Source organism: Streptococcus sp. C150 (assembly GCF_000187445.1).
GTDB classification, from domain to species: domain Bacteria; phylum Bacillota; class Bacilli; order Lactobacillales; family Streptococcaceae; genus Streptococcus; species Streptococcus raffinosi.
This window is the reverse complement of the sequence record NZ_GL698449.1, coordinates 521,602-545,363: the sequence shown is the minus strand read 5'-3', so window position 1 is coordinate 545,363 and position 23,762 is coordinate 521,602. Positions and strand designations below refer to the sequence as shown.

Sequence of the window (23,762 nt, the reverse complement as noted above, 5' to 3'; positions counted from 1 at the left end):
ACTAGCTCGTAGACTTTTCCCGAACGCCGAAATTCATTATTGATCGTTCCATATAATCCAACACCTTGGTCGAGCCTTTTTGAAGACAAGAATTGCCATTATGAACCAGTTTGATAAGAAGTCACTCCCTTATCGAGCCTTGAAAAATCACTGGAGACTCTTCCAAAAGGACAGCCGTAAGTTATCCTGTAAGTCATTTCACTCGAAGACCTTTGGTCAAACCTTAAGTCCACATGAAGTCGTTAGGAAGACACTGAATTTCTCAGAAGAACTCGCTAACTATTATAACCTCTATCAGCTGTTGCTGTTTCACTTTCAGGAGAAGAGGGTAGATGAGTTTTTCGAGCTCATAGAGGAGAATATAAGCAAGGTCAATCATTACTTCAAAACTGTCTTTAGGACCTTCCTTAAACACAAACCATACATCAAAAATGCGCTAGAAACACATTACTCAAATGCAAAATTGGAGGGGACCAATAAGCTTATCAAAGACATTAAACGTCTGGGCTTTGGTTTTAGAAACTTTATTAACTGGCTCTATAATTTCTGTAGTGGGTAAAACCACCATAGGAATTATGGAGCCGATTTTGTTGTAGAAAAAAAGCCCCATAAGACCTATAATGAAAAAGTGACCAAACCCTCATTAGAAAGAATCTTATGGAACAATTAAATTTTATCACAAACATACTCGGAATTAAAGACAACAACATCATAATCTTGGATTATCTGGATGCTGGAACACATAAAGAAATCATCGCTAAGCTAGATTATCCTGCTCCTAAGTGTCTCGATTGTCAAGGACAAATGGCTAAATATGACTTCCAAAAAGAATCTAAAATTCCCTATCTAGAGTGTGCGGGCTACAAAACTCTTATTCGATTGAGAAAACGCCGTTTTCGCTGTAAAGTATGCGGAAAAATGGCTGTCGCAGAGACTTCCTTAGTCAAAAAGAACCACCAAATTTCAACGATCGTCAACCAGAAAATCACTCAACAATTAATTGAGAAAGTCCCTATGACTGCTATTGCCGAAAGTTTATCAATCTCTACTTCGACAGTCATCCGTAAATTGAAAGAGTTCGAATTCAAATCTGATCTTAACCACCTTCCAGAACACATGAGCTGGGATGAGTACAGCTTCAAGAAAGGTAAGATGAGCTTTATTGCACAGGACTACGATACAAGAAAGATCGTAGCTATCCTAGATGGACGGACTCAAGCAACTATTCGCAATCATTTCCTTCGTTATTCTAGACAGGTGAGAAGTCGCGTGAAAGTCATTACCATGGACATGTTTAGTCCCTACTATGATATTGCTAGAAAACTTTTTCCTAACGCTAAAATCGTTCTCGACCGTTTTCACATTGTCCAGCATCTCAGTCGAGCAATGAATCGCGTACGCATACAAATTATGAATCAGTTTGATCGGAGATCGCACGAATATAAAGCACTGAAACGTTACTGGAAACTCATCCAACAGGATAGCCGTAAACTCAGTGATAAACGTTTTTATCGACCAACTTTTCGGTCACACTTGACCAATAAAGAGGTTCTAGAAAAGCTGCTTTCATACTCTCAAGAACTTAGACAGCACTATAATCTCTATCAACTCCTACTCTTTCATTTTCAAGAGAAACAAACAGACCATTTCTTTAGTCTTATTGACGAAACAATTTCTTCTGTAAATCCTATTTTTCAAACTGTTTTTAAGACCTTTTTGAAAGATAAAGACAAGATCATGAATGCACTGGAACTTCCCTACTCAAACGCAAAACTAGAGGCTACCAATAACCTCATCAAAGTCATCAAGCGAAATGCTTTTGGCTTCCGGAACTTTGACAACTTTAAAACTAGAATTCTCATTGCTTTGAACATCAAAAAGGAGAGAACCAATTTGGTCCTCTCCAGGTTGTAACTTTTCATCAACCCACTACAGTTGACAAGGAGCCTATTAACTTTAGGAAGCGTGTTTTCATCACTCTGAACATACAAAAAGAGAAAACCTATCAGGTTCTCTCTAGATGTTAGCTTTTCGTCACCCACTACAGTTGACAAAGAGCCCTTTCTATTTAAGTAGAAACTCAAATTATTTGACTGTGCGGATACGCATAGTGTTTGTTCCACCTGTACCTACTGGAACACCAGCAACGATAACAATGTTATCACCAGATTCTACAAGACCTGAATGCAATGCTACTTTTTCAGCAACATCAAACATGTCATCAGTTGAAGCAGGTTTTTCAGTAACTACTGGAATAACACCCCAGTTAAGCATCAATGATTTTTGAGTAATTTCATCGAATGTTACTGCCAAGATGTCAGCTTCTGGACGGTATTTAGAAATCAAACGAGCTGTGTTACCAGATTCAGTAAGTGCAACGACAAGTTTGATATCAATTGAGTTAGTAGCATCTTTAACTGCAGATGCAACAACTTCAGTCTTGCTTGAACGACCAAATGTTGATGAATCAAGACGACCATACTCTTTAAGAAGAGTTTGTGCATTTTTATCAATTGTAGCCATTGTACGAACTGATTCTACAGGATATTTACCATTAGCAGATTCACCTGAAAGCATTGTAGCATCAGTACCATCAATAACTGCGTTAAATACGTCAGATACTTCTGAACGAGTTGCACGAGGTTTGTCAGTCATTGTTTCAAGCATGTTAGTTGCTGTAACAGCAATCTTACCTGCAGCATTGACTTTTGTGATAATCATTTTTTGGTAAACTGGAACCATTTCAAATGGAACTTCGATACCCATGTCACCACGTGCAATCATGATACCATCAGCAGCTTCGATGATTGAATCAATGTTTTCAATACCTTGTTGGTTTTCGATTTTAGCCAACAATTTAACATGTCCATTACCAGTTTCTTCACAGATAGCACGAACTTCTTGTACGTCTTTTGCAGTACGTACGAATGAGATAGCGATGAAGTTAAGACCTTGTTCAAGACCGAAACGGATATCGTCATTATCTCTTTCAGCAAGTGCTGGGAATGGGATTTTAGTGTTAGGAATGTTAACACCTTTTTGTTTAGCGATGATTCCATCGTTTTCAACATCAACGACGAATTCACGTTTTTCAGCATCTTTTTCTACAACACGAAGACCAAGTTTACCATCGTCAACAAGAACTTGTTTACCAACTTCAACATCATCGAAGATGTCAAGTCCACCGGCAACGTTCAAAGCGATAACTTCACGAGTTGATTTGATGCCTTGTTTAGTAGCAACACGAATTTGTTCACCAGTTTTGTATGAAAATTCTTTTGCATCACCTTCAAACAATTCAGTACGGATTTCAGGACCTTTAGTATCAAGAAGGAAACCTACTTTTTGACCAGCAAGTTCTTCTGCTTGACGAACAACTTCCATACGTTCACCTTGTTCAGCATGGTTACCGTGTGAGAAGTTGAAACGGAAAACATTCGCACCTTCCTTAATCAACTGAGCAATATTTTTAGCAGATGCATCGCGGTCAAGTTTTTCACCCCAATAGCCTTCTTCACCAAATTTTTTGCCACCACGGATTTCAACCGCAGGACCAAGTGTAGCAACGATTTTTACGCGTTTATTCATGATAAATAAAACTCCCTTATATTTATTGTCGCTTTTGCGACGGATTAACAATAATTAATAGAACCGCTATTATTTCAAGTTAGCTAAAGAACGGTTAAGCTCTGCAAAATCAAGACGAGCTTTGTGTGGATTGTTGACAATAATCTTGCCATCTTCAGTTAAACTGAACAAAGCACCTTCTTCTGCTGTACCGAGAATTGGACTTTCAACAAGTTCTTCATTGTGAATACCAATGGCAACACCACCAATACCTTCTTTAAGAAGATCAACAGCATGTGCACCCATCCATGACGCAAGAACACGGTCACGAGCTGTTGGTGAACCACCACGAACCACGTGTCCAATATTTGTGGCACGAAGGTCTGAAGTATCTCCAGCTTCTTTCATTTTAGCTGCAAACTCTTCAGCACCCATAACGCCTTCAGCAAGTACAATTACGTGGTGAGTTTTTGCACCAGATTCGTAACCTTCTTTAACTTTACGAACCACTTCGTTGATGTCGTATTCTTCTTCTGGCACGATAATTTGGTCAGCACCTGAAGCAATACCAGCCCAAAGAGCGATATCACCAGCGTTACGTCCCATTACTTCAACGACAAAAGTACGTCCATGACTGAAAGCAGTATCTTGGATTTTATCCAAAGCTTCTGTTGCAGTTGCAACAGCTGTATCAAATCCAATTGTATAGTCTGTACCAACGATATCGTTATCGATAGTTCCTGGAAGACCAACTGCTGGGAAACCATGTTCAGTCAAACGCATAGCACCATGGTAAGAGCCATCTCCACCGATAACAACTACACCTTCGATTCCATGCTTTTTAAGTTGCTCAATACCCTTAAGCTGGCCTTCAAGTTGGGCAAACTCAGGATAGCGTGCAGACTGAAGGAAAGTACCACCACGGCTCAAGATGTTAGATACACCTTTAGCGTCAAGTTGGAAAATATCTCCCTCAACCATACCAGCGTATCCACGATTAATGCCGAATACTTCAATTCCTTCAGAAATTGCTTTAAGAACAACTGCACGAGCTGCAGCGTTCATGCCAGGGGCATCTCCACCACTAGTCAAAACAGCAATACGTTTCATTATTCCCGATACTCCTTTTATATATTTAACATTATCATTATAACACAAACAATTCTAAATAGCTTGAAATTTGAAAAGTTTTACCAGTTTTTTATCTTATAACTGTTTTTAGAGTATATTGGGCCAATTCTTTTTGCAATTCTACCTCATCAGACACCCTAAAACGTTGACTGACTATTGTTTCCTTGCTTTCCTGATAACGGATGATAACAGGAATGTTACCCGGATACTTGGCTAGAATTTTGGAAATCTCTAAGTCCTTTTCATGATTTTCAAGTAAAATCCAGAAACGTTCTGTGCTAGCTTCTTCCATATTTGCCAAAACTAATTGGATTCTCCCATCACGCTCCTGAGTTCGTCCCTCAAGATAAAAGAGACCTCCTTCTTTTAACTTATCCTTATGATAAAAATAGGTTTCCGGAAAAAGCGTCACATCTAGCTTGTTTATACCATCAGAGACACTCAGAAAAGCCATCCGATCACCTTTCTTTGTTCTGATGATTCTAACTGATTCTAGTTGAACCAATACTGTGGCTTTACTATTTACAGTCAAATCTGAAATGGGCTGATAAGGATGCGTAGCCATTTTCTGAGCCAAATGTAAGGGATGAGGACTAAGACCAACACCCAATAACTCCTGTTCCATATTGTAACGGTCTATCTGACTATAATCGTCATAATCCACCCAGGAATAGGACGACTCTGCAAACAAGCTGCCTAACTCATTGACAAAAGTAAAGAGGTTACTTAAATTTCCAATGATTTTCTGACGATTCGTTTCAAAGATATCAAACAAGCCTATGTGGACTAAAGGTGTCAATACCTCTACTTTCTGATATTTCTTGGGAATACGTGTCAAAAAGTCTTCAATAGAGACGTATTTGCCATTTTCCTTTCGATCTTCAATAATCCAAAGAGCAAAATCTCTAGGAAATCCTTTAATGGTCTTTAGACCTAAAACAATTTTGCCATCTGAAATTTTGTCATGAAATGGAATTCTATTGATATCCAGTCTAGCCAAAGAAAAGCCATTTCCAATAGCATCCTTAATGTAATCACTAGACGAGTAATTCAGCATAACGTCATAGAAAACTTGAGGATAGTGGCTTTTGAAATAAGCCAATTGAAAAGCTAAAGCTGAATAAGCATAGGCATGACTCCTATTAAAACCATATCCGGCAAACTTAGCCATCATACTAAAAAGGCGCTCAGCAATCTGTGGGTTACGTCCTAATTGTTGACTGCCAGACATAAATGCCTCAGACATCTTAGACATTTCATTGGCATCTTTCTTAGACATGGCACGGCGAAGCAGATCCGCTTTTCCTAGTGTAAAGCCAGCGAACACCTGAGCAATCTGCATAACCTGCTCCTGATAGAGCATAATACCATAAGTTGGCTCAAGGATATGAGCAACAACAGGATCAATCAGATCTACTTTCTCCTTTCCATATTTACGAGCGATGAAATTGTCTATATAATCACTGGCGCCTGGACGGTTAAGAGAGGTTGTGGCAACCACTTCTTCAAATTGAGAGGGTTTTATACGTTTTAAGAGGTTTATAGCACCCGCTTGCTCAAACTGAAAAATCCCCTTGGTCTTACCACTGGCAAAAAGGGCGAGCGTCTGCGAATCTTCTAAATCAATCGACTTGATATCAATGACGACTCCTTGCTCTTCTTCCAACTTTTCCTTCATTTTTTGAACAAAGGTCAAATTGCGAAGCCCCAGGAAGTCCATCTTAAGAAGACCATTGGCTTCTACGGCAGAGGCATCGTATTGGGTAACCATCATGTCTTCACCGGCTTTTAGAGGGATGTGTTCTGTTAAGTCATCATCACTCATTACAATACCAGCAGCATGGATGGAAGTCTGTCTAGGCTGTCCTTCAATTGCCTTAGCAATTTCAAAAGCCCTCTGGAATTCCGGTCTCTGATTAATCAATTGCCTAAATGACATATTTTTCTCATAGACAGAGGTTAGATTATCACGAAAAGAAATCTTTTTGCTGAGTTGGGACAGTTCAAATTCCTTAGCTCCAAAACGTTTAAAAACATCTCGAATTGCCTGCTTGGCTCCAAAGGTAGAAAAAGTGACAATCTGAGCAGAGTGCATACTGCCATAACGGTCTCTCACATAATGTAGGAACTCACTTCGATAGATATCAGGCAAGTCAATATCAATATCTGGCATGGTATACCGTTCTTCATTTAGGAAACGCTCAAATAGCAAGTCATTTTTAACAGGGTCAATACCTGTTATATCCAAAGCATAGGCAACTAGGCTACCAGCTGCGGACCCACGCCCCATTCCCATATAGTAACCACGACTACGTCCAAAACGAAGGAGATCCCAAACGATTAAGAAATAGTCATCAAAGCCCATCTGATGGATGACTGCTAATTCTTTGTCTAAACGTTCCTGATAAACTGAGGCCGTTAACTCTTTAGTTTCCAAGCCATCTTGGGCTAATTGACGTAATTGATCAACTGCCAGCATGTCACGATTAAAACGGGGAAGCTTCAGTTCTGTGTCAAATTGATAAGTGATGTCTGAAACCAGTTGGTCCAAATTGTTTAAAGCATCTGGAATATCACTATGTGCACTTTCCATTTCTTGAGGCGAGAAAAGAAGCTGATTCATAGGACAAATAGAGGCCTCTGACAAGGAAACATTTTGTGAGATGGCATGCAACATCTGAATCGTCGAGCGATCTACATTATCAAAGTAACGTACTGTATGTAAAGGTAGGACAGGATAATCAAACTCTTTACCCGCATCTTCTGGTCTTACTCCAATAAAGACATCTGATTCAAACGCCATTCCTGGTTCCCACTCTTCACTGGGGAGGATAAGCGCAATCTCATTCAAATAGTTGGATAAAGCCGTAAACTCACGTTGTCCCGAGGAGAGCTCTGTTGCCAACTTCATCAAATTTTTATAGCCCTGATTATTTTTAGCTAAGAGACGAAATGCAATCATTCTTCCCTCGTAGACTAAATTTGCTTCCATACCAATCAAGGGACGTAATCCATTTTTAGTAGCCAGTTGCGCAAAATGATAGGCAGCATAGAGATTATCACGGTCCATCAAACCAAGGGCCTGGTATCCAAGCTCTTTGGCACGTTTGACATAGCTTGGTAAATCTACAACACTATCCATGAAACTATACACTGATTTTGTATCTAATTGGGCAAACATGAGAGCCTCCTTTCTATCCTTCTATTATAGCACACCGTACTTGTAAAAATGCAATCGCTTTGTCTTCTTTCCGAAAACAAAAAGATGGGACAGAACAAGTTTTAATACCCTTTGTTCTTATCCCATCCTTACATGACCGTATAATCACTGATTTCAAGGTCATGCGTTATTAAAGCTAAAAAATCCTTATTGCCAGTAGGCTGGACGTTGCTTTTCATAAGCAGAAATCAAATCTTCATATTGAAGAGTGATACCGATGTCATCAAGTCCTTCGACCAATTTACGTTTCCACTCATGGTCAATCTCGAATGGAAATTCTCCAGCTGAAGATTTAATCACTTGGTTTGGAAGGTCAATCGTGATTTCTTCACCTGCAGGAAGAGCTGCCAATTTTTGACGAACTTCCAAAGGTTGAACGATTGGCAGCATACCATTTTTCAATTCGTTGTTGTAGTGAATATCTGAAAATGATCCTGCGATAACACAGCGGAAACCATAGTCTTCCAATGCCCATGCAGCGTGTTCACGAGATGATCCTGAACCAAAGTTATCACCCGTAACCAAGATAGTTGCATCACGGTACTCATCTTTATTGAAAACAAAATCAGGATTCTCATCATAGTTATCATTGAGGTAACGCCATTCAAACATCAAATTCTTACCGAAGCCTTTTTTATCAACGGCTTTCAAGAATTGTTTGGGAATGAGTTGGTCCGTATCGATGTTATCATTCATCAAAGGTACTGATTTCCCTGTATAGACGGTAAATTTTTCCATTATCTTCTCCCTTATGCTTGAACTTCTGGCATATCACGTACATCTACAAATTTACCAGCGATAGCCGCTGCGGCTGCCATTGCTGGACTACAAAGGTGAGTACGAGCTCCGTATCCTTGGCGTCCCTCGAAGTTACGGTTACTTGTAGAGGCGCAATGGACACCCTCAGGAACATGGTCTGGGTTCATACCAAGACACATTGAGCAACCTGGATCACGCCATTCAAATCCTGCATCCAAGAAAATTTTATCCAAGCCAAGACGCTCAGCTTCTTTCTTAACGGGACGTGAACCAGGAACAACAATAGCTGTCAATGTTGGGGCAATATGTTTTCCTTTAACAAACTTAGCCGCTAACTCAAGGTCGCTAAGACGTGCATTGGTACAAGAACCGATAAAGACATAACCCAAATCAATGTCTTTAGCATAGTCACCAGGTTTTACATCCATATACTCGTAAGCACGTTCATCATTGAAGTCATTGATTTCTGGGAATGGTTGGTCGAACTCAACACCCATTTCAGGGTTAGTTCCCCATGTCACCATAGGAGCCAACTCAGCAACATCAATTGTGATGACTTTGTCATATTCAGCATCAGGATCAGAAACCAAAGTTTTCCAATCAGCTACTGCTTCTTCGAATTTTTCACCCTGAGGTGCACATGGACGACCTTCAACATAATCATAAGTTTTTTGGTCAGGATTCATGAGACCCATCTTAGCACCAAATTCAATAGACATGTTACAAATAGTCATGCGTTCATCCATTGAAAGGGCATCAATAGCTTCTCCACAATATTCAACTGCGTATCCTACACCTGCATCTACACCATAGCGAGCAATAAGGGCAAGGATAAAGTCTTTTGAATAGACACCTGGCTGAGGTTTACCAACAAACTCAACCTTCATTTTCTTAGGTTTCACTTGCCACAAACATTGTGTCGCGAATACGTGTTCCACCTCAGATGTCCCAATACCAAAGGCAATGGCACCAAAGGCACCGTGAGTAGCCGTATGACTATCCCCACAGACTACAAATTTACCAGGTTGACTGCGACCTGTTTCAGGACCAACCATGTGGACAATACCCTGACGAGCAGTACCGTGGGTAGCCGCATCAATACCAAATTCTTCAACGTTTTTCGCCAAAGTATCAATCTGGTTTTTAGAAATAAGGTCACGAATGTTGAAAATATCCACTGTAGGAACGTTGTGGTCAGTCGTACCGAAAGTTAAATCTGGACGACGCACTTTACGTCCAGCATCACGAAGTCCTTGAAAGGCTTGTGGACTTGTAACTTCGTGAATATAGTGTTGATCCACATACATCAATTGTGGTTCACCTTCGTTACCGGTAACAACGTGGCGTTCCCAAAGTTTATCGAAAATTGATTTTCCGCTCATAAAATACTCCAATTATTATCTAAGGATAAACTAATCCGAAAGTTTTGTTAGGATGAGATATAACATAACAAAATCATTTAGCAGGCCCAAAAGCCAACAAAGCCTAAAGTACCATTTCTTAATTTTATGTCTAAACACAGCCCCACCGAGAGAAGCACCAATACCACCCAAAATAAGGGTTTGAAATAATAATGTCTTCTCAGAAATTCGCCGCCTATGTCGAATAGCCTTGTGTTTGTCAAGCCCATAAGCACATAAAACAACGATATTCCATACCAACAAAACAGAAAGTAACACTTGTTTTAGTGTCATGATTTTAGAGATTGCTAATGATAGCTGCTGTCATTTCAGCAGTAGATGCCTGACCACCCAAATCACGTGTCAAGATGCCTTGATTCAAGGTCTTATCAACAGCATTTTCAATCAATTCTGCCCCTTCAGTTTCATTAAAACTTTCACGAAGCATCATTGCTACTGACAAAATCATTGAAATCGGATTGGCAATACCTTGACCAGCAATGTCAGGTGCTGAACCATGAATTGGTTCATAAAGACTTGGACCATTTTCTGAATGACTGGCTGATGGCATAACACCAAGAGTACCTGGAAGGACACTTGATTCATCAGACAAGATATCCCCAAAAAGGTTTTCTGTCACAACCACGTCGAAACGAGCTGGGTTGGTAATCATAATCATGGCAGCACTATCAACGAGTTGGTGTTCAAGGGTTATATCTGGAAATTCCAAAGAAACTTCATCGGCAACCTTACGCCACAATTTAGAAGTTGCCAAGACATTCTGTTTATCAATGCTAGTGACTTTCTTACCACGACCTTGGGCAATCTTGAAGGCACGACGCATGATGCGACGAATCTCATTGGCTGAGTAATCATTGATATCACGAGCCTTATCTTCTTTTAAAATATGTTCACCAAAGTAAATACCACCTGTAAGCTCACGTACAACGACAAAGTCAACACCTTCAATACGTTCAGGTTTAAGAGGTGACAAGTGTTTCAAAGCATCAAAGATACGGACAGGACGGATATTAGCAAAGAGATTCAACTCCTTACGAATGGCCAAAAGTCCTTGTTCAGGACGAACTGGCGCATTGTCATATTTAGGTCCACCAATTGCAGCCAAGAGGATAGCATCTGCTGATTTAGCAGCATCCAAAGTTGACTTAGGAAGTGGATGACCCTCGGCATCAATGCCAGCACCACCAAATGGTTTAGCATTAATATCGTAATCAAATCCGATTTTTGAAGCTACTTTATCCAGAACTTCAAGGCCTGCTGCCATGATTTCAGGTCCAATACCATCACCAGAAAGTGTTACAATTTTTTTTGTCATGTTTAACTCCTCTTAGGCTTGTGGAAGGTCACGGTAAGAAACTTTGCGTGCCATTTCACCAGAATTTTCTTTTTGAACAAGCGTATTTGCATTGATGTAGGCAATTGCTGAAGCTTTCAAAACATCAAAGTCCAAACCAGAAGCATTAAAGATAGTATCTGTATCCACATTTTCTACAGTTACAAGTACACGCGCTTGAGCGTCAATACCATCAGTTACAGCATCGATATTATAAGAAGTCAAGCGAACTGTTTGATTGAAGAATTTATCAATAGCATTGAAGATAGCTTCAACTGATCCTTGACCGTTTGCCAAGAATTCCACAGACTCACCATCTTCATTAACTAGACTAACTGCTGCTGTGATTGTTTCATCAGCATTAGTTGTCAAACGGAGATCTTGGAAGTGGAAGCCTTCTGGATTATCTACACTTGTACCAGCAACAAGTGCACGAATATCTGCATCAGTAATATCATGTTTTTTCCCAGCCAAGACTTTAAATTTGGCAAAGAGTGGTTTGATATCTTCTTCCACAAAGTCAAGCTCAAGTTCTTTCAATTTTTCAACAAAGGCATGACGTCCTGACAATTTACCAAGAGGAAGACTGTTACTCTTCACACCTACCAATTCTGGTGTGAAAATTTCATAAGTTTGTGGGTTCTTAAGAACACCATCTTGGTGGATACCTGATTCATGAGAGAAGGCATTTCCACCAACAACAGCTTTATTTTTAGGAACAGGAATTCCAGAGAAGCGAGAAACAAGCTCTGAAGTATTCATTGTTTCATTAAGAACAATATCACTTGTTGCTTGGAAAAAGTCTTCACGAATTTTCAAAGCAACAGCTACTTCTTCAAGAGCAACATTACCCGCACGTTCACCGATACCATTAACAGTTCCCTGTACACGTCCAGCACCGTGTTTAATTGCTGTCAAAGTATTTGCAGTTGCCATACCGAGGTCATCGTGACAGTGAACACCAAAAACAACTTTATGGTCTGATTTAATATTTTCAGTCAAATGATCAAAAATACGTGCAAACTCTTCTGGAGTCGTAAATCCTACTGTATCTGGAATATTAATATATGATGCACCAGCATCAACCGCTGTTTGAACAACTTCAGTCAAGAAATCAAGCTCAGTACGAGTAGCATCCTCTGGTGAAAACTCAACAACATCGAAACGTTCACGCGCATAAGTCACATGCTCTTTTACAGCTTCAAGAATTTCTTCTTTTGATTTCTTCAATTTAAACTCACGGTGAATCGGACTTGTTGCGATAAAGACATGAATTTGTGGATACTTGGCATCTTTCAAAGCCTCATAACAAGCATCAATATCAGATTTTACTGAGCGAGCCAAGCCAGTAACAGAAGTTGTTGTCATAGCTTCCGCAATTTGTTTTACTGCTTCAAATGAATCTGGACTAGCTGCAGGGAAACCTGCTTCGATTACAGAAATTCCCCATTTTTCAAGTTGCTTAGCAATGGCAACTTTTTCTTTGATTGAAAAGTTAACACCTGGTGTTTGTTCCCCATCACGAAGACTTGTATCAAAAAATTCAACTTTACGCATAGACAATCCTCTTTCTAAAAGTAAAAACGATAGTAGTAAAAAAACATCTCACTCGGAAACCCAAGCGAGATGTTTTTAACTCCCGCTTGGTAAGCCAAACAGGACTAATGCTTTTGCACTAGCCCTCATCACGCAATAGCAAAGTAGTTGTAGTTGCGAATGTCATTTGACTCATTTCCTTTCGATGTATCTTATCTAATATGATACATCTTTCGAACTTGAAAGTCAAGGAAAAATTACTGAATTGACTGACTTTTCTGACCGTTTCTTTCAATTTTTTTCAGGAAAAGAAAAAAGCTGACCGAAGCCAACTTTTCTATTTGTTAGTAATAACTACTTAACTCAGCTTATTTTCCGAGGTAGTATTCTTTAACAACGTTCAATTTTTCGTCAAATTCGAATACCAATGGTGGGAAGTTTGGAATTTCAACATCCATGATTTCGTCATCTGACAACTGTTTGATGTGTTTCACAAGGGCACGAATTGAGTTACCGTGTGCACCTACGAATACGTTTTTACCATCTTTAAGAGCTGGAGCAATCTTATCTTCCCAGAATGGAAGAGCACGTTCCAAAGTAACTTTCAAGTTTTCAGCATCTGGAATTACTGAATCGTCAAGTGAAGCGTAACGACGGTCTTTATGTGCTGAGTGTTCATCATCACGGTCCATGTTTGGAGGCAATACATCGTATGAACGACGCCAGATGTGAACTTGTTCGTCACCGAATTGTGCAGCAGCGTCTGCTTTATTTTTACCAGTCAATCCACCGTAGTGACGTTCGTTCAAGCGCCATGATTTTTCAACTGGAACCCAAAGTTGGTCAGATGCTTCAAGCGCAAGGTTTGTTGTTTTGATCGCACGTTTCAATACTGAAGTATAAGCTTGGTCAAATTCAATACCAGCTTCTTTGATCAATTTACCAGCGTCAATAGCTTGTTGAGTACCTTTTTCAGAAAGATCTACGTCAGCCCAACCTGTGAAAAGGTTAGCTTTGTTCCATTCAGACTCACCGTGGCGAGCGAAAACCAATTTTACCATTAGTAATGTCTCCTTTATATTTTGGGTTATACCCATTTACTCCTTCTATTCTACCCAAAAAACCTTAAAAAAGCCAGCAAAATCCAAAAAATTCTGTAAAAGTCTACAGCTTCTTGCCTGGGGTATTAAAAATACCTAGGTGAATTCACTTTTAAGATTATTACCCATCTATTCTTTCCTTGTTTTAGGCCCCTTTTCATGCTAAAATGAGATAAAATAGTAACATTTTGCTTTGTGATCTTTAAGGAGGATCTTATGGTTTCTACTGCTACAAAAATTGGCCAGTTTTCATTCGATAACTGCCTCATGAATGCTGCTGGGGTTCATTGCATGACTAAGGAAGAATTGGCAGAGGTTGAAGCTTCGGCCGCAGGTTCATTTGTTACAAAAACAGGAACGCTTGAAGCTCGCCCTGGTAATCCTGAACCTCGATATGTTAATGTTCCTCTTGGCTCTATCAACTCTATGGGTTTGCCTAATAACGGTTTTGAATACTACCTTGACTATGTCATTGAATTACAAAAGCAACCCAATACAAAAAATCATTTTCTTTCATTAGTTGGCTTGTCACCTGAGGAAACACACACTATTCTAAAAAAAGTTCAAGAAAGTGACTATGAAGGGCTCGTTGAACTCAACCTTTCATGTCCTAACGTTCCAGGTAAACCTCAAATCGCCTACGATTTTGAAACAACAACCGAGATCCTAACTGAAGTCTTTTCTTACTTTACGAAACCACTTGGTGTCAAATTACCACCTTACTTTGATATTGTGCACTTTGATCAAGCAGCTGCTGTCTTCAACCAATTACCACTTGTTTTTGTCAACTGTGTCAACTCAATTGGTAATGGACTTTATATTGAAGACGAATCTGTTGTCATTAAACCTAAAAATGGTTTTGGCGGTATCGGTGGAGACTATATCAAGCCGACTGCCTTGGCAAACGTTCATGCTTTCTACCAACGTCTAAAACCTGAAATCCAAATCATCGGTACTGGTGGTGTCAAATCTGGGCGTGATGCTTTTGAACATATCCTTTGTGGAGCAAGTATGGTCCAAATTGGTACTGCACTTCAAAAAGAAGGTGTGGCTGTCTTTGACCGAATTACTAAAGAACTGAAAGAAATCATGGAAGAAAAGGGCTATGAAAGCCTTGAAGACTTCCGTGGAAAACTTCACTATATTGATTAATTCACTAAAAAAGAGCTTGGAAAAATCTCCAAGCCCTTTTTGTATACTTTGATGAGGATTCTCTTGTTAGACAAGACCATCATCGTCATGTTCATCCCAGTCTTCAAAAGGGTCCTTGCCCTCTTTTTCAGCTTGAAGACGTTTTTGACGTGCTTCTTCAATCTGTTCTTCACTAGGCTTAATCAGCTTACTTATAGCAACAATACCTGATAGTTTTATAACTGTGAAAACCAGAAGAAAAATCATTACCACGGTTAAGGTTGTCATAGTTTCCCTCTATCATTTCATGTAAAGCAAAACCCCTAAAAGCTTAGGGGTTTTAACATTATTTAACTGCGTCTTTAAGAGCTTTACCAGCTTTAAATGCAGGAACTTTAGAAGCTGCGATTGAGATAGCTTCACCAGTTTGTGGGTTACGACCTTGACGAGCAGCACGTTCGCGTACTTCAAAGTTACCGAAACCAATCAATTGTACTTTTTCACCTGCAGCAAGGAATTCTTCGATAGAAGCAAAAACTGCGTCTACTGCTGCTGCTGAATCTTTTTTAGTAAGTTCTGTTGCTTCCGCAACTTTAGCGATCAAATCTTGTTTGTTAGCCATTGTAACAATCCTCCAATATATTTCTAAGCGTAAAGTTTTTCTAGCGCTTGGACAAGTATTATCTTATCCTAAAAGACCTATCAGGTCAAGCAATAAACGCTAATTTCATTGCTTTTTTGCAAAAAGTAAAGGCTTTTTAATTTATTGTCTTGTAGATGTCAAATTCGATACGGTCATTGACCAAATCAAGACTCTTAGCACGTACCGTTATTCCTTTTTCATTTTTCATTGATTGAATATTTAGAGTAACCTTTTCCTTCTTGTTATCAATGGAAATATAATCAGGTAGCTTTGTCGAACGCTTAATCATCTTAAGAGCATCTGAAACAGGGAGGCTTAAAGAGCCAGCTGAAAGATCAGAAACTTTTAAAACGATTGCACCTGATTCACTGACAACCGGGGTGAAATAAACATAGAGGGGGACGGCATACCCTAAAACCTTATAACTACTCTCAAAAACAATTTTAGAATTAGTGACATTAACCTTGAAATGCATTTTATCAGTGGAATAATCTTGAGCAAAACCGGTTAGAGCTGCATCAAGTTCTTCTTTTGTCATGCTATAACGTCCAATTTTGGTAGCACCCTTAGGTAAAGACACTGAACTTGTTTCTACTGGGGTCATGACTCTATATGTCACAACACTTACTAGCGCTAAGTTCAAGGCTAGTAGCCCTAAAAATAGCCATTTCCATACCTTACTCACCTGACCACTCCTTCTTTGTTTGCGTAATACGTTTCAAAATAGCATCTGACATAATTTGATAACCTGTGTTGTTGGGATGAAAATGATCATCCTCAAAAAGGGCATCGTTAAGGTTCTTTGATGATGATTTAGAGGACCGGGATGTTTCATCCGAACTGGTCACGCCCCCTTTACCATCAATTCCCTTATAGAGTAAATCATTGACTGGAACAAAATAAACATTTTGATATTCCTTGGAAACTTCTTCTGTAGCTTTGTTCCAATTATCAACAATCGTTTGCATCTCTGTCATATCTGGAAAGTTCAGATAGTAGGGATTGTAAATACCAACGATATAAATTGGCAATGTTTTATTGTCCTTACGAGCCAGCTCAACAATTTGTCGCAGCCTCTTTTGATAAGCCACAGCAGGTTTGTTGAAGGTATCAACACTAAGATTAGTGATATTATCCTTAACAACATGCATGACATCGTTACCGCCAACAGTTAAAGTCATTAGTTTGGCTTTTTTAAGATCCCTCTGAATGTCCGCTTTTTCCTTCATCCGTTTGAGAATTTGGTTACTGGTATTTCCTGCAATACCATAATTACTTGAGGTCACCTGCCAGTTAAAATCTGCCCCCATTGCCTGAGACAAAATAGGAACAAAGCCACCTTGATTCGTGGTATCGCCTACACCTTGAGTAAGGGAGTCCCCGATAGCAACATAGGTGACCGTATCCTTTTTGTCAGACTTCAGTTTTCCGACAGTTTTTAATGACTGATGATTACTTGGCACGATGAAGACAAAGAGCACGACGAATACGAAAAAAAGCAAGAAGAAGCCCAGAAGGCTTCTAAGTAATACAGATTCTTTCAACTTATTCATAGCGAACCATTACGGCAAAGGCGCCTTCACCAGTGTGTGTTTGAATGATTGACCCTGTTTCAAGAATTGAAATTGGAGCACCCAATACCTCAAGTTTCGAAGCAAGTTCATGCGCCAAATCCGGTTTTCCTGCATAAGAAATACCAATCTCTGCTACTTTGCGATCTTTGATATTGTCAATGTAAGCATCCAACCATTTTGTAAAGGTCTTAGCCCCACGACCTTTAACAATAGTATTCAACTGATAATCTTTCAACTCCATAATGACACGGATGTTGAGTAATGATGATAAGAGTCCTGTAACACGTCCAATACGACCACCTTTGACTAGGTTTTCAAGGGTAGAGACGCCGATATGAAGCTCAGATTTGCTTTTTACTTCTTCAACACGTGCTACAATTTCTTCCAAACTAGCACCTGCTTGAGCTAATTTAGCCGCTTCGACCACTTGAAACTTAAGGCATTGATCTGTAAAACCTGAGTCCATAACAGTCACATCAGCACCTGAAAGACTAGCACCTTGACGTGAGGCTTCACAAGTCCCAGAAAGAGTATGCATGATATGAATGGCCACGATATGTTCAGCGCCTTCATTGACAAGTTTTTCATAAGTTTCAGCAAACAGACCTACTGGCGGCTGACTTGTCTTTGGCAACTCTTTACTATGTTTCATCATTTCCAAGAAGCGACCTTCTTCCCGAAGATCACTATCTGAATAGATGACACCGTCAACCATAACTGATAATGGTACAACAGTGATTTGATACTTTTTAACCAATTCTGGTTCAATCGTGATTGATGAATCAGTTACAATTCTAATTTTACTCATAATTTTCTCGCTTAACAAAAATTTATATTCTATTATAGCACGACTAGAGAGATTTGCCCAACTGTTTATCTAAACTGGCTCATCTACTTTTAGCAAAGCTCTTGCTTGACTCAAGGCAGCATCGGTCACATTGTCACCAGCAAGCATCTTAGCGATTTCCTCAACCCTTTCATCAGGTGTCAAGAGACGGACACGCGATACCGTCGTCTCATTATCACTTTCCTTAGAAATAAAGAACTGATAATCAGCAATAGCGATAACTTGCGGAAGGTGACTGATGGCTAAGACCTGACCGTGACTTCCAATTTTATGAATCTTCTGAGCAATGGCTTGAGCAACACGGCCTGAAACACCAGTATCCACTTCATCAAAGACGATGCTGGTTTTGTCTTCTTTTCGGGCAAAAGCTGATTTAATAGCTAACATAAGTCGAGACAATTCTCCTCCTGACGCAACCTTAACAAGCGGTTTAAAGCCTTCGCCAGGATTAGTCGAAATGTAAAACTCAACTTGTTCATTACCATCACGGTTAAATTTTCCCTTCGTAAAGGTTACTTTAAAATCTGCCTTATCCATATAGAGGTCACATAGCTCAGCCTTAATCTCTGCTTCAAGAGCCGTTGCAATCTGATGACGTGCCACCTGTAAGGTCTCTGCAGACGCAAGCAAGTCTTTTTCCAGTTGCTTAAGCTCTTGTTCCATGGCATCTGATGAGCTGGAATTCCCAGTCAGAAGGTTGTATTCTTTAGTCGAATTGTCCAGGTAATCCAAGACATCATCGACAGTTCCACCATATTTACGGGTAATAGCATTAATGGTATCTAAACGGTGTTCAATTTCCTGCAAACGACCTGCATCAAAGTCTAGATTATCTAAAAGATCACCCAACTGTTTGGTTGCATCCTCAAGAACGTAATAGGCCTCTGATAGATTACCAGAGAGTTCCTTGTAATCAGAGTCATACTCTTCAAGGGATTGAAGGTCGTTCATGGCAGAGCGGACATTGGATAGACTAGAAAAATCTTCATTATCCAACATGACATAGGCATTTGTTAGTGTATCAGCTATCTGCTTATGATTCAGTAGTTTATCTCGCTCCTTCATCAAAGCAAAATCTTCTCCTGATTTTAAGGAAGCTGCCTCAATTTCTGCTATCTGAAAAGCCAGCATTTCAATACGAGCTTTATGCTCCTGCTCATTTTTCTGTTTTTCAAGAACTGCTTTTCTTAACTCACGGTAGCGGTCAAAATATTCTTGATACTTTTTCTTCGTTTGGAAAAATGCCTTATCTCCAAAAGCATCCAACATGCTAATGTGAAGAGCAGGTCTCATGAGTTCTTCCTGATCATGCTGACCATGAATATCGACCAAAAAATGTCCCACTGCCTTAAGAATGGTTAGATTCACCATCTGGCCATTAATACGACTAACACTTCGACCATTTTGGAAAACTTCACGGCGGATAATCAATTCATCCTCAACAGGAATTCCATTATCTTCCAAAAGACTGACTAAAGCAGGATTTTGTTCAATTGAAAAGAATCCCTGAATTTCTGCCTTGGGAGCTGAATGACGTACCACTTCACTAGAGGCCCGTGCCCCTAGCATTAGATTCATAGCATCGATAATAATAGATTTCCCAGCTCCCGTTTCACCAGTAAGGACAGTCATCCCATTTTCAAAGTTAAGAGAAATTTCTTCAATAATTGCGAAATTCTTTATCGTAATTTCGAGAAGCATAAATCCTCCTATTCTTCAACCCACTTGACAATCTGTCCCTGTAATTCAATAGCTGCTAATTCTGACTGAGCCACTAAAAAGAGGGTGTCATCGTCAGCAATTAAACTAAAAATCAAGTGCTTGTATTCGTCCAAAAGAATCTTTTTGATGAGACGACTAGTTCCAGGCTGAACCTGGATATTCATGAAAGCTTGTTGACGGTCAATACGGATTAAGCGCTTAGATCCAACTGGAGATACACCTGAACGTCTAGGGGCATTTGAAAGCCCATAGATATAGGAACCATCTTCAGAAGGGACTTTTGTGATTCCAATTTCATTAATATCACGTGATACGGTGGCTTGAGTAGCTTTTAATCCCTCGTTTTGGAGTAATTTAACCAATTCTCCCTGAGTCGTAATTTTATTTTCTTGGACAATCTTTCGGATTAGCTCCAAACGATCATTCTTCTTCATTTTTCTTAAACTCCTTATGTGCTTGTGCTACAACTTCCTTGATAGCGGATATAACCTCATTCTTAGGCGAAGTTGTTTTCTCTAAGTGGGCCAGAAACTCAATATTACCATGGCCACCTTGAATAGGGGAAAAATCCAACCCTTTAACCGAAAAGCCATAATCAACTGCAAAAGCAGTGACTGTTTCTAGCACCTTCTCATGAACACTGCTCTCACGGACAATGCCATTTTTCCCAATTTGTTCACGACCTGCCTCAAATTGCGGTTTGACCAGGGCAACAACTTGTCCACCATCAACCAAGACTTTAGCCAAAGCAGGTAGAATCAGATTAAGAGAGATAAAACTGACATCAATAGATGCAAATGATGGCAAGTCTTCAGTAAAATCGGTAAGTTCAGCATAACGAAAATTGTACTGTTCCATGGAACGAACACGTTCGTCCTGACGCAGTTTCCAAACCAGCTGGTTAGTACCGACATCAACAGCATAAACCAGTTTAGCCCCATTTTGAAGCATAACATCAGTAAAGCCACCTGTCGAAGCACCAATATCAATCGTAGTCATGCCTTCAACCGAGAGATTGAAAACCTTCAAGCCTTTTTCAAGTTTAAGACCTCCACGACTGACATACTTAAGTTTTTCCCCTTTAAGCTTCAACTCTGTCGCATCATCAATTTTTTCACCAGGTTTGTCATAACGCTCACCATTGATAACATTCACAACCAAACCAGCCATAACGCCACGTTTAGCTTGTTCTCGTGTGTCAAAAAGGCCTTGTTTATAGGCCAAGACATCTACTCTTTCCTTAGGCATGGAGTCGTAACCTTTCTATGATTTCTATAACGCTGTCCTTTTTAAAACCTTGACTCTCAGCCAAATTTTGGAAGATAGCCTCAGCTTTGTTAAGAGATTCCTCGAGAATGTCATATGATTTATCCAAACCAAGTAGGGCAGGGTAGGTTGATTTCCCAGCCACCACATCTTTTCCAGGTGTTTTTCCCAAGGCTTCAAAATCAGCTGTCACATCCAAGATGTCATCACGCACTTGAAAGGCTAGACCAATCAGCTGACCGGCTTCCTGAAGATTGTCCAAAACCTCTAGTCCTTGTTGAGCAACAATACCTGCTGCCACAAAAGGAAAGGTTAAGAGCTTACCTGTCTTATGTTCATGAATCTGAGCCAGTTGTGATAAATCAAGTTCTTGACCTTCACCCTTCATATCCAGCATCTGACCACCTACCATACCAAAGGTTCCTGAAGCATGAGAGAGAGCTTGAATCAATTCAACACGAATTTCTGCTGATAGCTCTGTTTGGGCAAGTAGATCAAAGGGATCTAAAAAGAGAGAATCACCAGCCAAAATCGCCGTTGCTTCGTCAAATTTTTTATGGTTTGTCAAACATCCTCGACGGTAATCATCATTATCCATGGCCGGCAAATCATCGTGAATCAGACTTCCTGTATGAATCATTTCAAGACTCGCTGCGACATCAAAATGACTATCAGTTAACTCTAAACCAAATCCTTCAAGCAAATCCAAGAAAATGAGAGGACGAATACGCTTCCCACCACCATCAACTGAATAAAGAATCGCTGAAATCAGTTCATGTGATACTGGAAGATTCTTCTTTTGGTAGTAATCACGGATAGCAGCATCAATTTTTCCACGCTTAGTCATTAGGCATCCATTTCCGTTTCTGTACCGTCTGCTTGCATAACCTTAACCAATGTCTTTTCAGCATCTTCCAAGGTCTTCTGCAAATCTTTAGACAGGGCCATACCCTTTTGGAACTCCGCAATAGCATCTTCAAGAGCAACATCGCCTGTCTCAAGTTTAGTAACGATGGCTTCTAGGTCCTGTAAATTTTCCTCAAATGTTTTTTTCGTTGACATTTTTTACCTCTACTTCTAGTTCTCCATCCCTCATTTGGATAGTTAATTGATCACCTTCAGTAATATCCTTGATAGTGGTTAGGGGCTTATCGTCTTTATTGACAATAGCATAGCCCCTTGCAACAATACGACTAGTGTCCAGTGATAATAGGGCCTCTTGTGCCTTCTCTAGTCTGACACGATATCCGTTAAGGGTGTTCTTGGTTGTAGTAACTAACAAACGCTGTAAGGACTCCCGACGGTCCTGATAATTCTCTACACTAGCCAAGAGATTCAAACCTTGCAGTCTCTGACTTAAAAGAGCCGTTTCTTTTTGTTTACGTTCAAACTCCTGCTTTATCAAGGTTTCAAGTCGGGTTGTCAATTGGTCAAGCTTTTGCAAATAGCCGTCATAAAGGCGCTCAGGCTGCCTAAAGACAATAGACTGTGACAATTTGGCTAAACGCTCTTGGTTATACTGTATACGTCTCAAACAAGCTTGATAAGCCCTGTTTTGTCTTTCCCGAATCCAAACCAAGGTATCCGCCTTAGATACTGGCGTTGCAAGCTCTGCCGCTGCTGTAGGGGTAGCGGCCCTACGATCTGCTACAAAGTCAGCCAAAGTCGTATCGGTTTCATGACCAACACTAGAAATCACAGGCAAACGACTCTCAAAAATCGATTGCACCACAACTTCTTCGTTAAAGGCCCAAAGATCTTCGATAGAACCTCCACCACGACCGACGATTAAAAGATCCAGATCATCCCTTTGATTGGCTCTTTGGATATTTTCAGCAATTTCTTGTGCAGCTCCTTCTCCTTGAACCTTGGTAGGAAAGAGTAAAATCTCCACTCCGGGAAAACGACGACTAACTGTTGTAATGATGTCTCGAATAACCGCACCACTAGGACTCGTGACAACCCCAACCCTTTTGACAAAATTAGGAAGAGCCTGTTTATGACGCTCGTCAAAATAACCTTGAGCAGTTAGTTTCTTACGAAGCTGTTCAAATTGGAGAGCCAAGGCACCCACACCATCTGGCTCAGCTTTCTCGATAATAATCGAATAGGAACCACTAGGCTCATAGATTTGCACCCGACCAACAACATTGATTTTCATCCCTTCTTCGAGGTCAAAACCAAGTTTTTTGAAGACTCCTGCCCAAATTGTTGCTTGGATAACAGCTCCCTCATCCTTAAGAGAAAAATACTGATGACTCGGCCGACGACGAAAATTGGAAACCTGACCTGTCAAATATACCCTCTCTAAATAAGGATCACGGTCAAATTTCATTTTCAAATATTTGGTTAAAGAGGTGACCGATAAATAGTCTGACACGACAACTCTCCTTTTTAAAACTGATTAGTGAAAAATCCGAGGAGACTAAAAAAGTTCCGTCCAACTGATAATCTCAAATCTCCATAATCAACTTTTTAATTGTATACACGATTACCTTAAATTATACCAAAA

General features: G+C 39.9%; 22 protein-coding genes and 1 pseudogene. 3 read left to right on the top strand and 20 right to left on the bottom strand.

The features are described 5' to 3' along the window. A pseudogene (locus HMPREF0848_RS02640) lies at positions 1 to 559 on the top strand (transposase); the annotation flags it as partial. Positions 560 to 657: 98 nt separating this feature from the next. Further along, positions 658 to 1,914, top strand: coding sequence for an ISL3 family transposase (locus HMPREF0848_RS02635; RefSeq protein WP_008534445.1), 1,257 nt, complete (start codon positions 658 to 660; stop codon positions 1,912 to 1,914). A gap of 171 nt (positions 1,915 to 2,085) precedes the next feature. Here the strand turns inward: HMPREF0848_RS02635 and pyk are convergent, their stop codons facing one another. The 9 genes from pyk to HMPREF0848_RS02590 all read right to left on the bottom strand — a co-directional run bounded on the left by pyk (position 2,086) and on the right by HMPREF0848_RS02590 (position 14,028). Continuing rightward, positions 2,086 to 3,588 (bottom strand): pyruvate kinase, encoded by a 1,503-nt coding sequence (gene pyk / locus HMPREF0848_RS02630; RefSeq protein ID WP_037608823.1) that lies wholly within the window; start codon positions 3,586 to 3,588, stop codon positions 2,086 to 2,088. A gap of 69 nt (positions 3,589 to 3,657) precedes the next feature. Then, complete coding sequence (pfkA, locus tag HMPREF0848_RS02625) at positions 3,658 to 4,677, bottom strand: 6-phosphofructokinase (RefSeq protein ID WP_008534441.1); 1,020 nt, start codon at positions 4,675 to 4,677, stop codon at positions 3,658 to 3,660. A 91-nt stretch (positions 4,678 to 4,768) separates the two neighbouring features. Continuing rightward, on the bottom strand, positions 4,769 to 7,879 hold the full coding sequence (locus HMPREF0848_RS02620; protein ID WP_008534439.1) for a DNA polymerase III subunit alpha: 3,111 nt from the start codon (positions 7,877 to 7,879) through the stop codon (positions 4,769 to 4,771). 186 nt (positions 7,880 to 8,065) lie between these two features. Further along, the gene (leuD, locus tag HMPREF0848_RS02615; protein ID WP_008534438.1) at positions 8,066 to 8,656 is read right to left on the bottom strand and encodes a 3-isopropylmalate dehydratase small subunit; all 591 of its coding nucleotides are present in this window, start codon (positions 8,654 to 8,656) and stop codon (positions 8,066 to 8,068) included. 11 nt (positions 8,657 to 8,667) lie between these two features. Then, the gene (gene leuC, locus HMPREF0848_RS02610; protein ID WP_037608821.1) at positions 8,668 to 10,059 is read right to left on the bottom strand and encodes a 3-isopropylmalate dehydratase large subunit; all 1,392 of its coding nucleotides are present in this window, start codon (positions 10,057 to 10,059) and stop codon (positions 8,668 to 8,670) included. Between the two features lie 30 nt (positions 10,060 to 10,089). After that, positions 10,090 to 10,371 carry a DUF1294 domain-containing protein gene (locus HMPREF0848_RS02605; protein ID WP_002888863.1) on the bottom strand — a complete coding sequence of 94 codons (282 nt, stop codon included), beginning with the start codon at positions 10,369 to 10,371 and terminating at the stop codon, positions 10,090 to 10,092. A 4-nt stretch (positions 10,372 to 10,375) separates the two neighbouring features. Next, positions 10,376 to 11,413: a 3-isopropylmalate dehydrogenase gene (gene leuB / locus HMPREF0848_RS02600; protein WP_008534433.1), complete on the bottom strand. Its 1,038-nt coding sequence runs from the start codon at positions 11,411 to 11,413 to the stop codon at positions 10,376 to 10,378. 12 nt (positions 11,414 to 11,425) lie between these two features. Continuing rightward, positions 11,426 to 12,988: a 2-isopropylmalate synthase gene (locus HMPREF0848_RS02595; protein ID WP_008534432.1), complete on the bottom strand. Its 1,563-nt coding sequence runs from the start codon at positions 12,986 to 12,988 to the stop codon at positions 11,426 to 11,428. A 347-nt stretch (positions 12,989 to 13,335) separates the two neighbouring features. Continuing rightward, entirely contained in the window at positions 13,336 to 14,028 is a 693-nt protein-coding gene (locus tag HMPREF0848_RS02590) for a phosphoglycerate mutase (protein ID WP_004184061.1), read from the bottom strand. Between the two features lie 255 nt (positions 14,029 to 14,283). Between HMPREF0848_RS02590 and HMPREF0848_RS02585 the strand changes: the two genes are divergently transcribed. After that, positions 14,284 to 15,219 carry a dihydroorotate oxidase gene (locus tag HMPREF0848_RS02585; protein ID WP_037608819.1) on the top strand — a complete coding sequence of 312 codons (936 nt, stop codon included), beginning with the start codon at positions 14,284 to 14,286 and terminating at the stop codon, positions 15,217 to 15,219. Between the two features lie 66 nt (positions 15,220 to 15,285). On the opposite strand, the gene HMPREF0848_RS02580 is transcribed toward HMPREF0848_RS02585, so the two are convergent. From HMPREF0848_RS02580 to xseA, 11 genes are all read right to left on the bottom strand, one after another. After that, a complete protein-coding gene (locus HMPREF0848_RS02580) occupies positions 15,286 to 15,486 on the bottom strand; it encodes a hypothetical protein (protein WP_008534427.1) in 201 nt (66 codons plus the stop codon). A 58-nt stretch (positions 15,487 to 15,544) separates the two neighbouring features. Then, positions 15,545 to 15,820 (bottom strand): HU family DNA-binding protein, encoded by a 276-nt coding sequence (locus HMPREF0848_RS02575; protein ID WP_002884048.1) that lies wholly within the window; start codon positions 15,818 to 15,820, stop codon positions 15,545 to 15,547. Between the two features lie 136 nt (positions 15,821 to 15,956). Beyond that, positions 15,957 to 16,526: a YpmS family protein gene (locus tag HMPREF0848_RS02570; RefSeq protein ID WP_008534425.1), complete on the bottom strand. Its 570-nt coding sequence runs from the start codon at positions 16,524 to 16,526 to the stop codon at positions 15,957 to 15,959. Then, positions 16,519 to 17,394 (bottom strand): SGNH/GDSL hydrolase family protein, encoded by an 876-nt coding sequence (locus HMPREF0848_RS02565; RefSeq protein ID WP_037608816.1) that lies wholly within the window; start codon positions 17,392 to 17,394, stop codon positions 16,519 to 16,521. Before HMPREF0848_RS02565 ends, HMPREF0848_RS02570 begins: the two co-directional genes overlap by 8 nt. Next, entirely contained in the window at positions 17,387 to 18,223 is an 837-nt protein-coding gene (locus HMPREF0848_RS02560; protein WP_008534423.1) for a DegV family protein, read from the bottom strand. Before HMPREF0848_RS02560 ends, HMPREF0848_RS02565 begins: the two co-directional genes overlap by 8 nt. A 69-nt stretch (positions 18,224 to 18,292) precedes the next feature. Then, positions 18,293 to 19,963, bottom strand: coding sequence for a DNA repair protein RecN (gene recN / locus HMPREF0848_RS02555; RefSeq protein ID WP_008534422.1), 1,671 nt, complete (start codon positions 19,961 to 19,963; stop codon positions 18,293 to 18,295). Between the two features lie 8 nt (positions 19,964 to 19,971). After that, the gene (locus tag HMPREF0848_RS02550) at positions 19,972 to 20,418 is read right to left on the bottom strand and encodes an arginine repressor (RefSeq protein ID WP_008534421.1); all 447 of its coding nucleotides are present in this window, start codon (positions 20,416 to 20,418) and stop codon (positions 19,972 to 19,974) included. Then, positions 20,405 to 21,232, bottom strand: coding sequence for a TlyA family RNA methyltransferase (locus HMPREF0848_RS02545; RefSeq protein WP_008534420.1), 828 nt, complete (start codon positions 21,230 to 21,232; stop codon positions 20,405 to 20,407). Before HMPREF0848_RS02545 ends, HMPREF0848_RS02550 begins: the two co-directional genes overlap by 14 nt. Continuing rightward, positions 21,225 to 22,097 (bottom strand): polyprenyl synthetase family protein, encoded by an 873-nt coding sequence (locus HMPREF0848_RS02540; RefSeq protein ID WP_008534419.1) that lies wholly within the window; start codon positions 22,095 to 22,097, stop codon positions 21,225 to 21,227. Before HMPREF0848_RS02540 ends, HMPREF0848_RS02545 begins: the two co-directional genes overlap by 8 nt. Next, positions 22,097 to 22,312, bottom strand: a complete 216-nt coding sequence (locus HMPREF0848_RS02535; RefSeq protein WP_002884058.1) for an exodeoxyribonuclease VII small subunit — start codon at positions 22,310 to 22,312, stop codon at positions 22,097 to 22,099. Before HMPREF0848_RS02535 ends, HMPREF0848_RS02540 begins: the two co-directional genes overlap by 1 nt. Further along, entirely contained in the window at positions 22,290 to 23,630 is a 1,341-nt protein-coding gene (gene xseA / locus HMPREF0848_RS02530; RefSeq protein ID WP_008534418.1) for an exodeoxyribonuclease VII large subunit, read from the bottom strand. The genes HMPREF0848_RS02535 and xseA overlap by 23 nt, the downstream gene beginning before the upstream one ends. Positions 23,631 to 23,762 lie beyond the last annotated feature (132 nt).

Coding starts and splice junctions, on each gene's coding strand:
- HMPREF0848_RS02605 (WP_002888863.1), bottom strand. CDS start 10,371: ATGACACTAAAACAAGTGTTACTTTCTGTTTTGTTGGTATGGAATATC.
- HMPREF0848_RS02580 (WP_008534427.1), bottom strand. CDS start 15,486: ATGACAACCTTAACCGTGGTAATGATTTTTCTTCTGGTTTTCACAGTT.
- HMPREF0848_RS02635 (WP_008534445.1), top strand. CDS start 658: ATGGAACAATTAAATTTTATCACAAACATACTCGGAATTAAAGACAAC.
- HMPREF0848_RS02560 (WP_008534423.1), bottom strand. CDS start 18,223: ATGAGTAAAATTAGAATTGTAACTGATTCATCAATCACGATTGAACCA.
- HMPREF0848_RS02585 (WP_037608819.1), top strand. CDS start 14,284: ATGGTTTCTACTGCTACAAAAATTGGCCAGTTTTCATTCGATAACTGC.
- HMPREF0848_RS02595 (WP_008534432.1), bottom strand. CDS start 12,988: ATGCGTAAAGTTGAATTTTTTGATACAAGTCTTCGTGATGGGGAACAA.
- HMPREF0848_RS02590 (WP_004184061.1), bottom strand. CDS start 14,028: ATGGTAAAATTGGTTTTCGCTCGCCACGGTGAGTCTGAATGGAACAAA.
- HMPREF0848_RS02540 (WP_008534419.1), bottom strand. CDS start 22,097: ATGACTAAGCGTGGAAAAATTGATGCTGCTATCCGTGATTACTACCAA.
- HMPREF0848_RS02620 (WP_008534439.1), bottom strand. CDS start 7,879: ATGTTTGCCCAATTAGATACAAAATCAGTGTATAGTTTCATGGATAGT.
- HMPREF0848_RS02565 (WP_037608816.1), bottom strand. CDS start 17,394: ATGAATAAGTTGAAAGAATCTGTATTACTTAGAAGCCTTCTGGGCTTC.
- leuB (WP_008534433.1), bottom strand. CDS start 11,413: ATGACAAAAAAAATTGTAACACTTTCTGGTGATGGTATTGGACCTGAA.
- HMPREF0848_RS02550 (WP_008534421.1), bottom strand. CDS start 20,418: ATGAAGAAGAATGATCGTTTGGAGCTAATCCGAAAGATTGTCCAAGAA.
- leuC (WP_037608821.1), bottom strand. CDS start 10,059: ATGAGCGGAAAATCAATTTTCGATAAACTTTGGGAACGCCACGTTGTT.
- recN (WP_008534422.1), bottom strand. CDS start 19,963: ATGCTTCTCGAAATTACGATAAAGAATTTCGCAATTATTGAAGAAATT.
- leuD (WP_008534438.1), bottom strand. CDS start 8,656: ATGGAAAAATTTACCGTCTATACAGGGAAATCAGTACCTTTGATGAAT.
- pyk (WP_037608823.1), bottom strand. CDS start 3,588: ATGAATAAACGCGTAAAAATCGTTGCTACACTTGGTCCTGCGGTTGAA.
- pfkA (WP_008534441.1), bottom strand. CDS start 4,677: ATGAAACGTATTGCTGTTTTGACTAGTGGTGGAGATGCCCCTGGCATG.
- HMPREF0848_RS02535 (WP_002884058.1), bottom strand. CDS start 22,312: ATGTCAACGAAAAAAACATTTGAGGAAAATTTACAGGACCTAGAAGCC.
- HMPREF0848_RS02545 (WP_008534420.1), bottom strand. CDS start 21,232: ATGCCTAAGGAAAGAGTAGATGTCTTGGCCTATAAACAAGGCCTTTTT.
- HMPREF0848_RS02575 (WP_002884048.1), bottom strand. CDS start 15,820: ATGGCTAACAAACAAGATTTGATCGCTAAAGTTGCGGAAGCAACAGAA.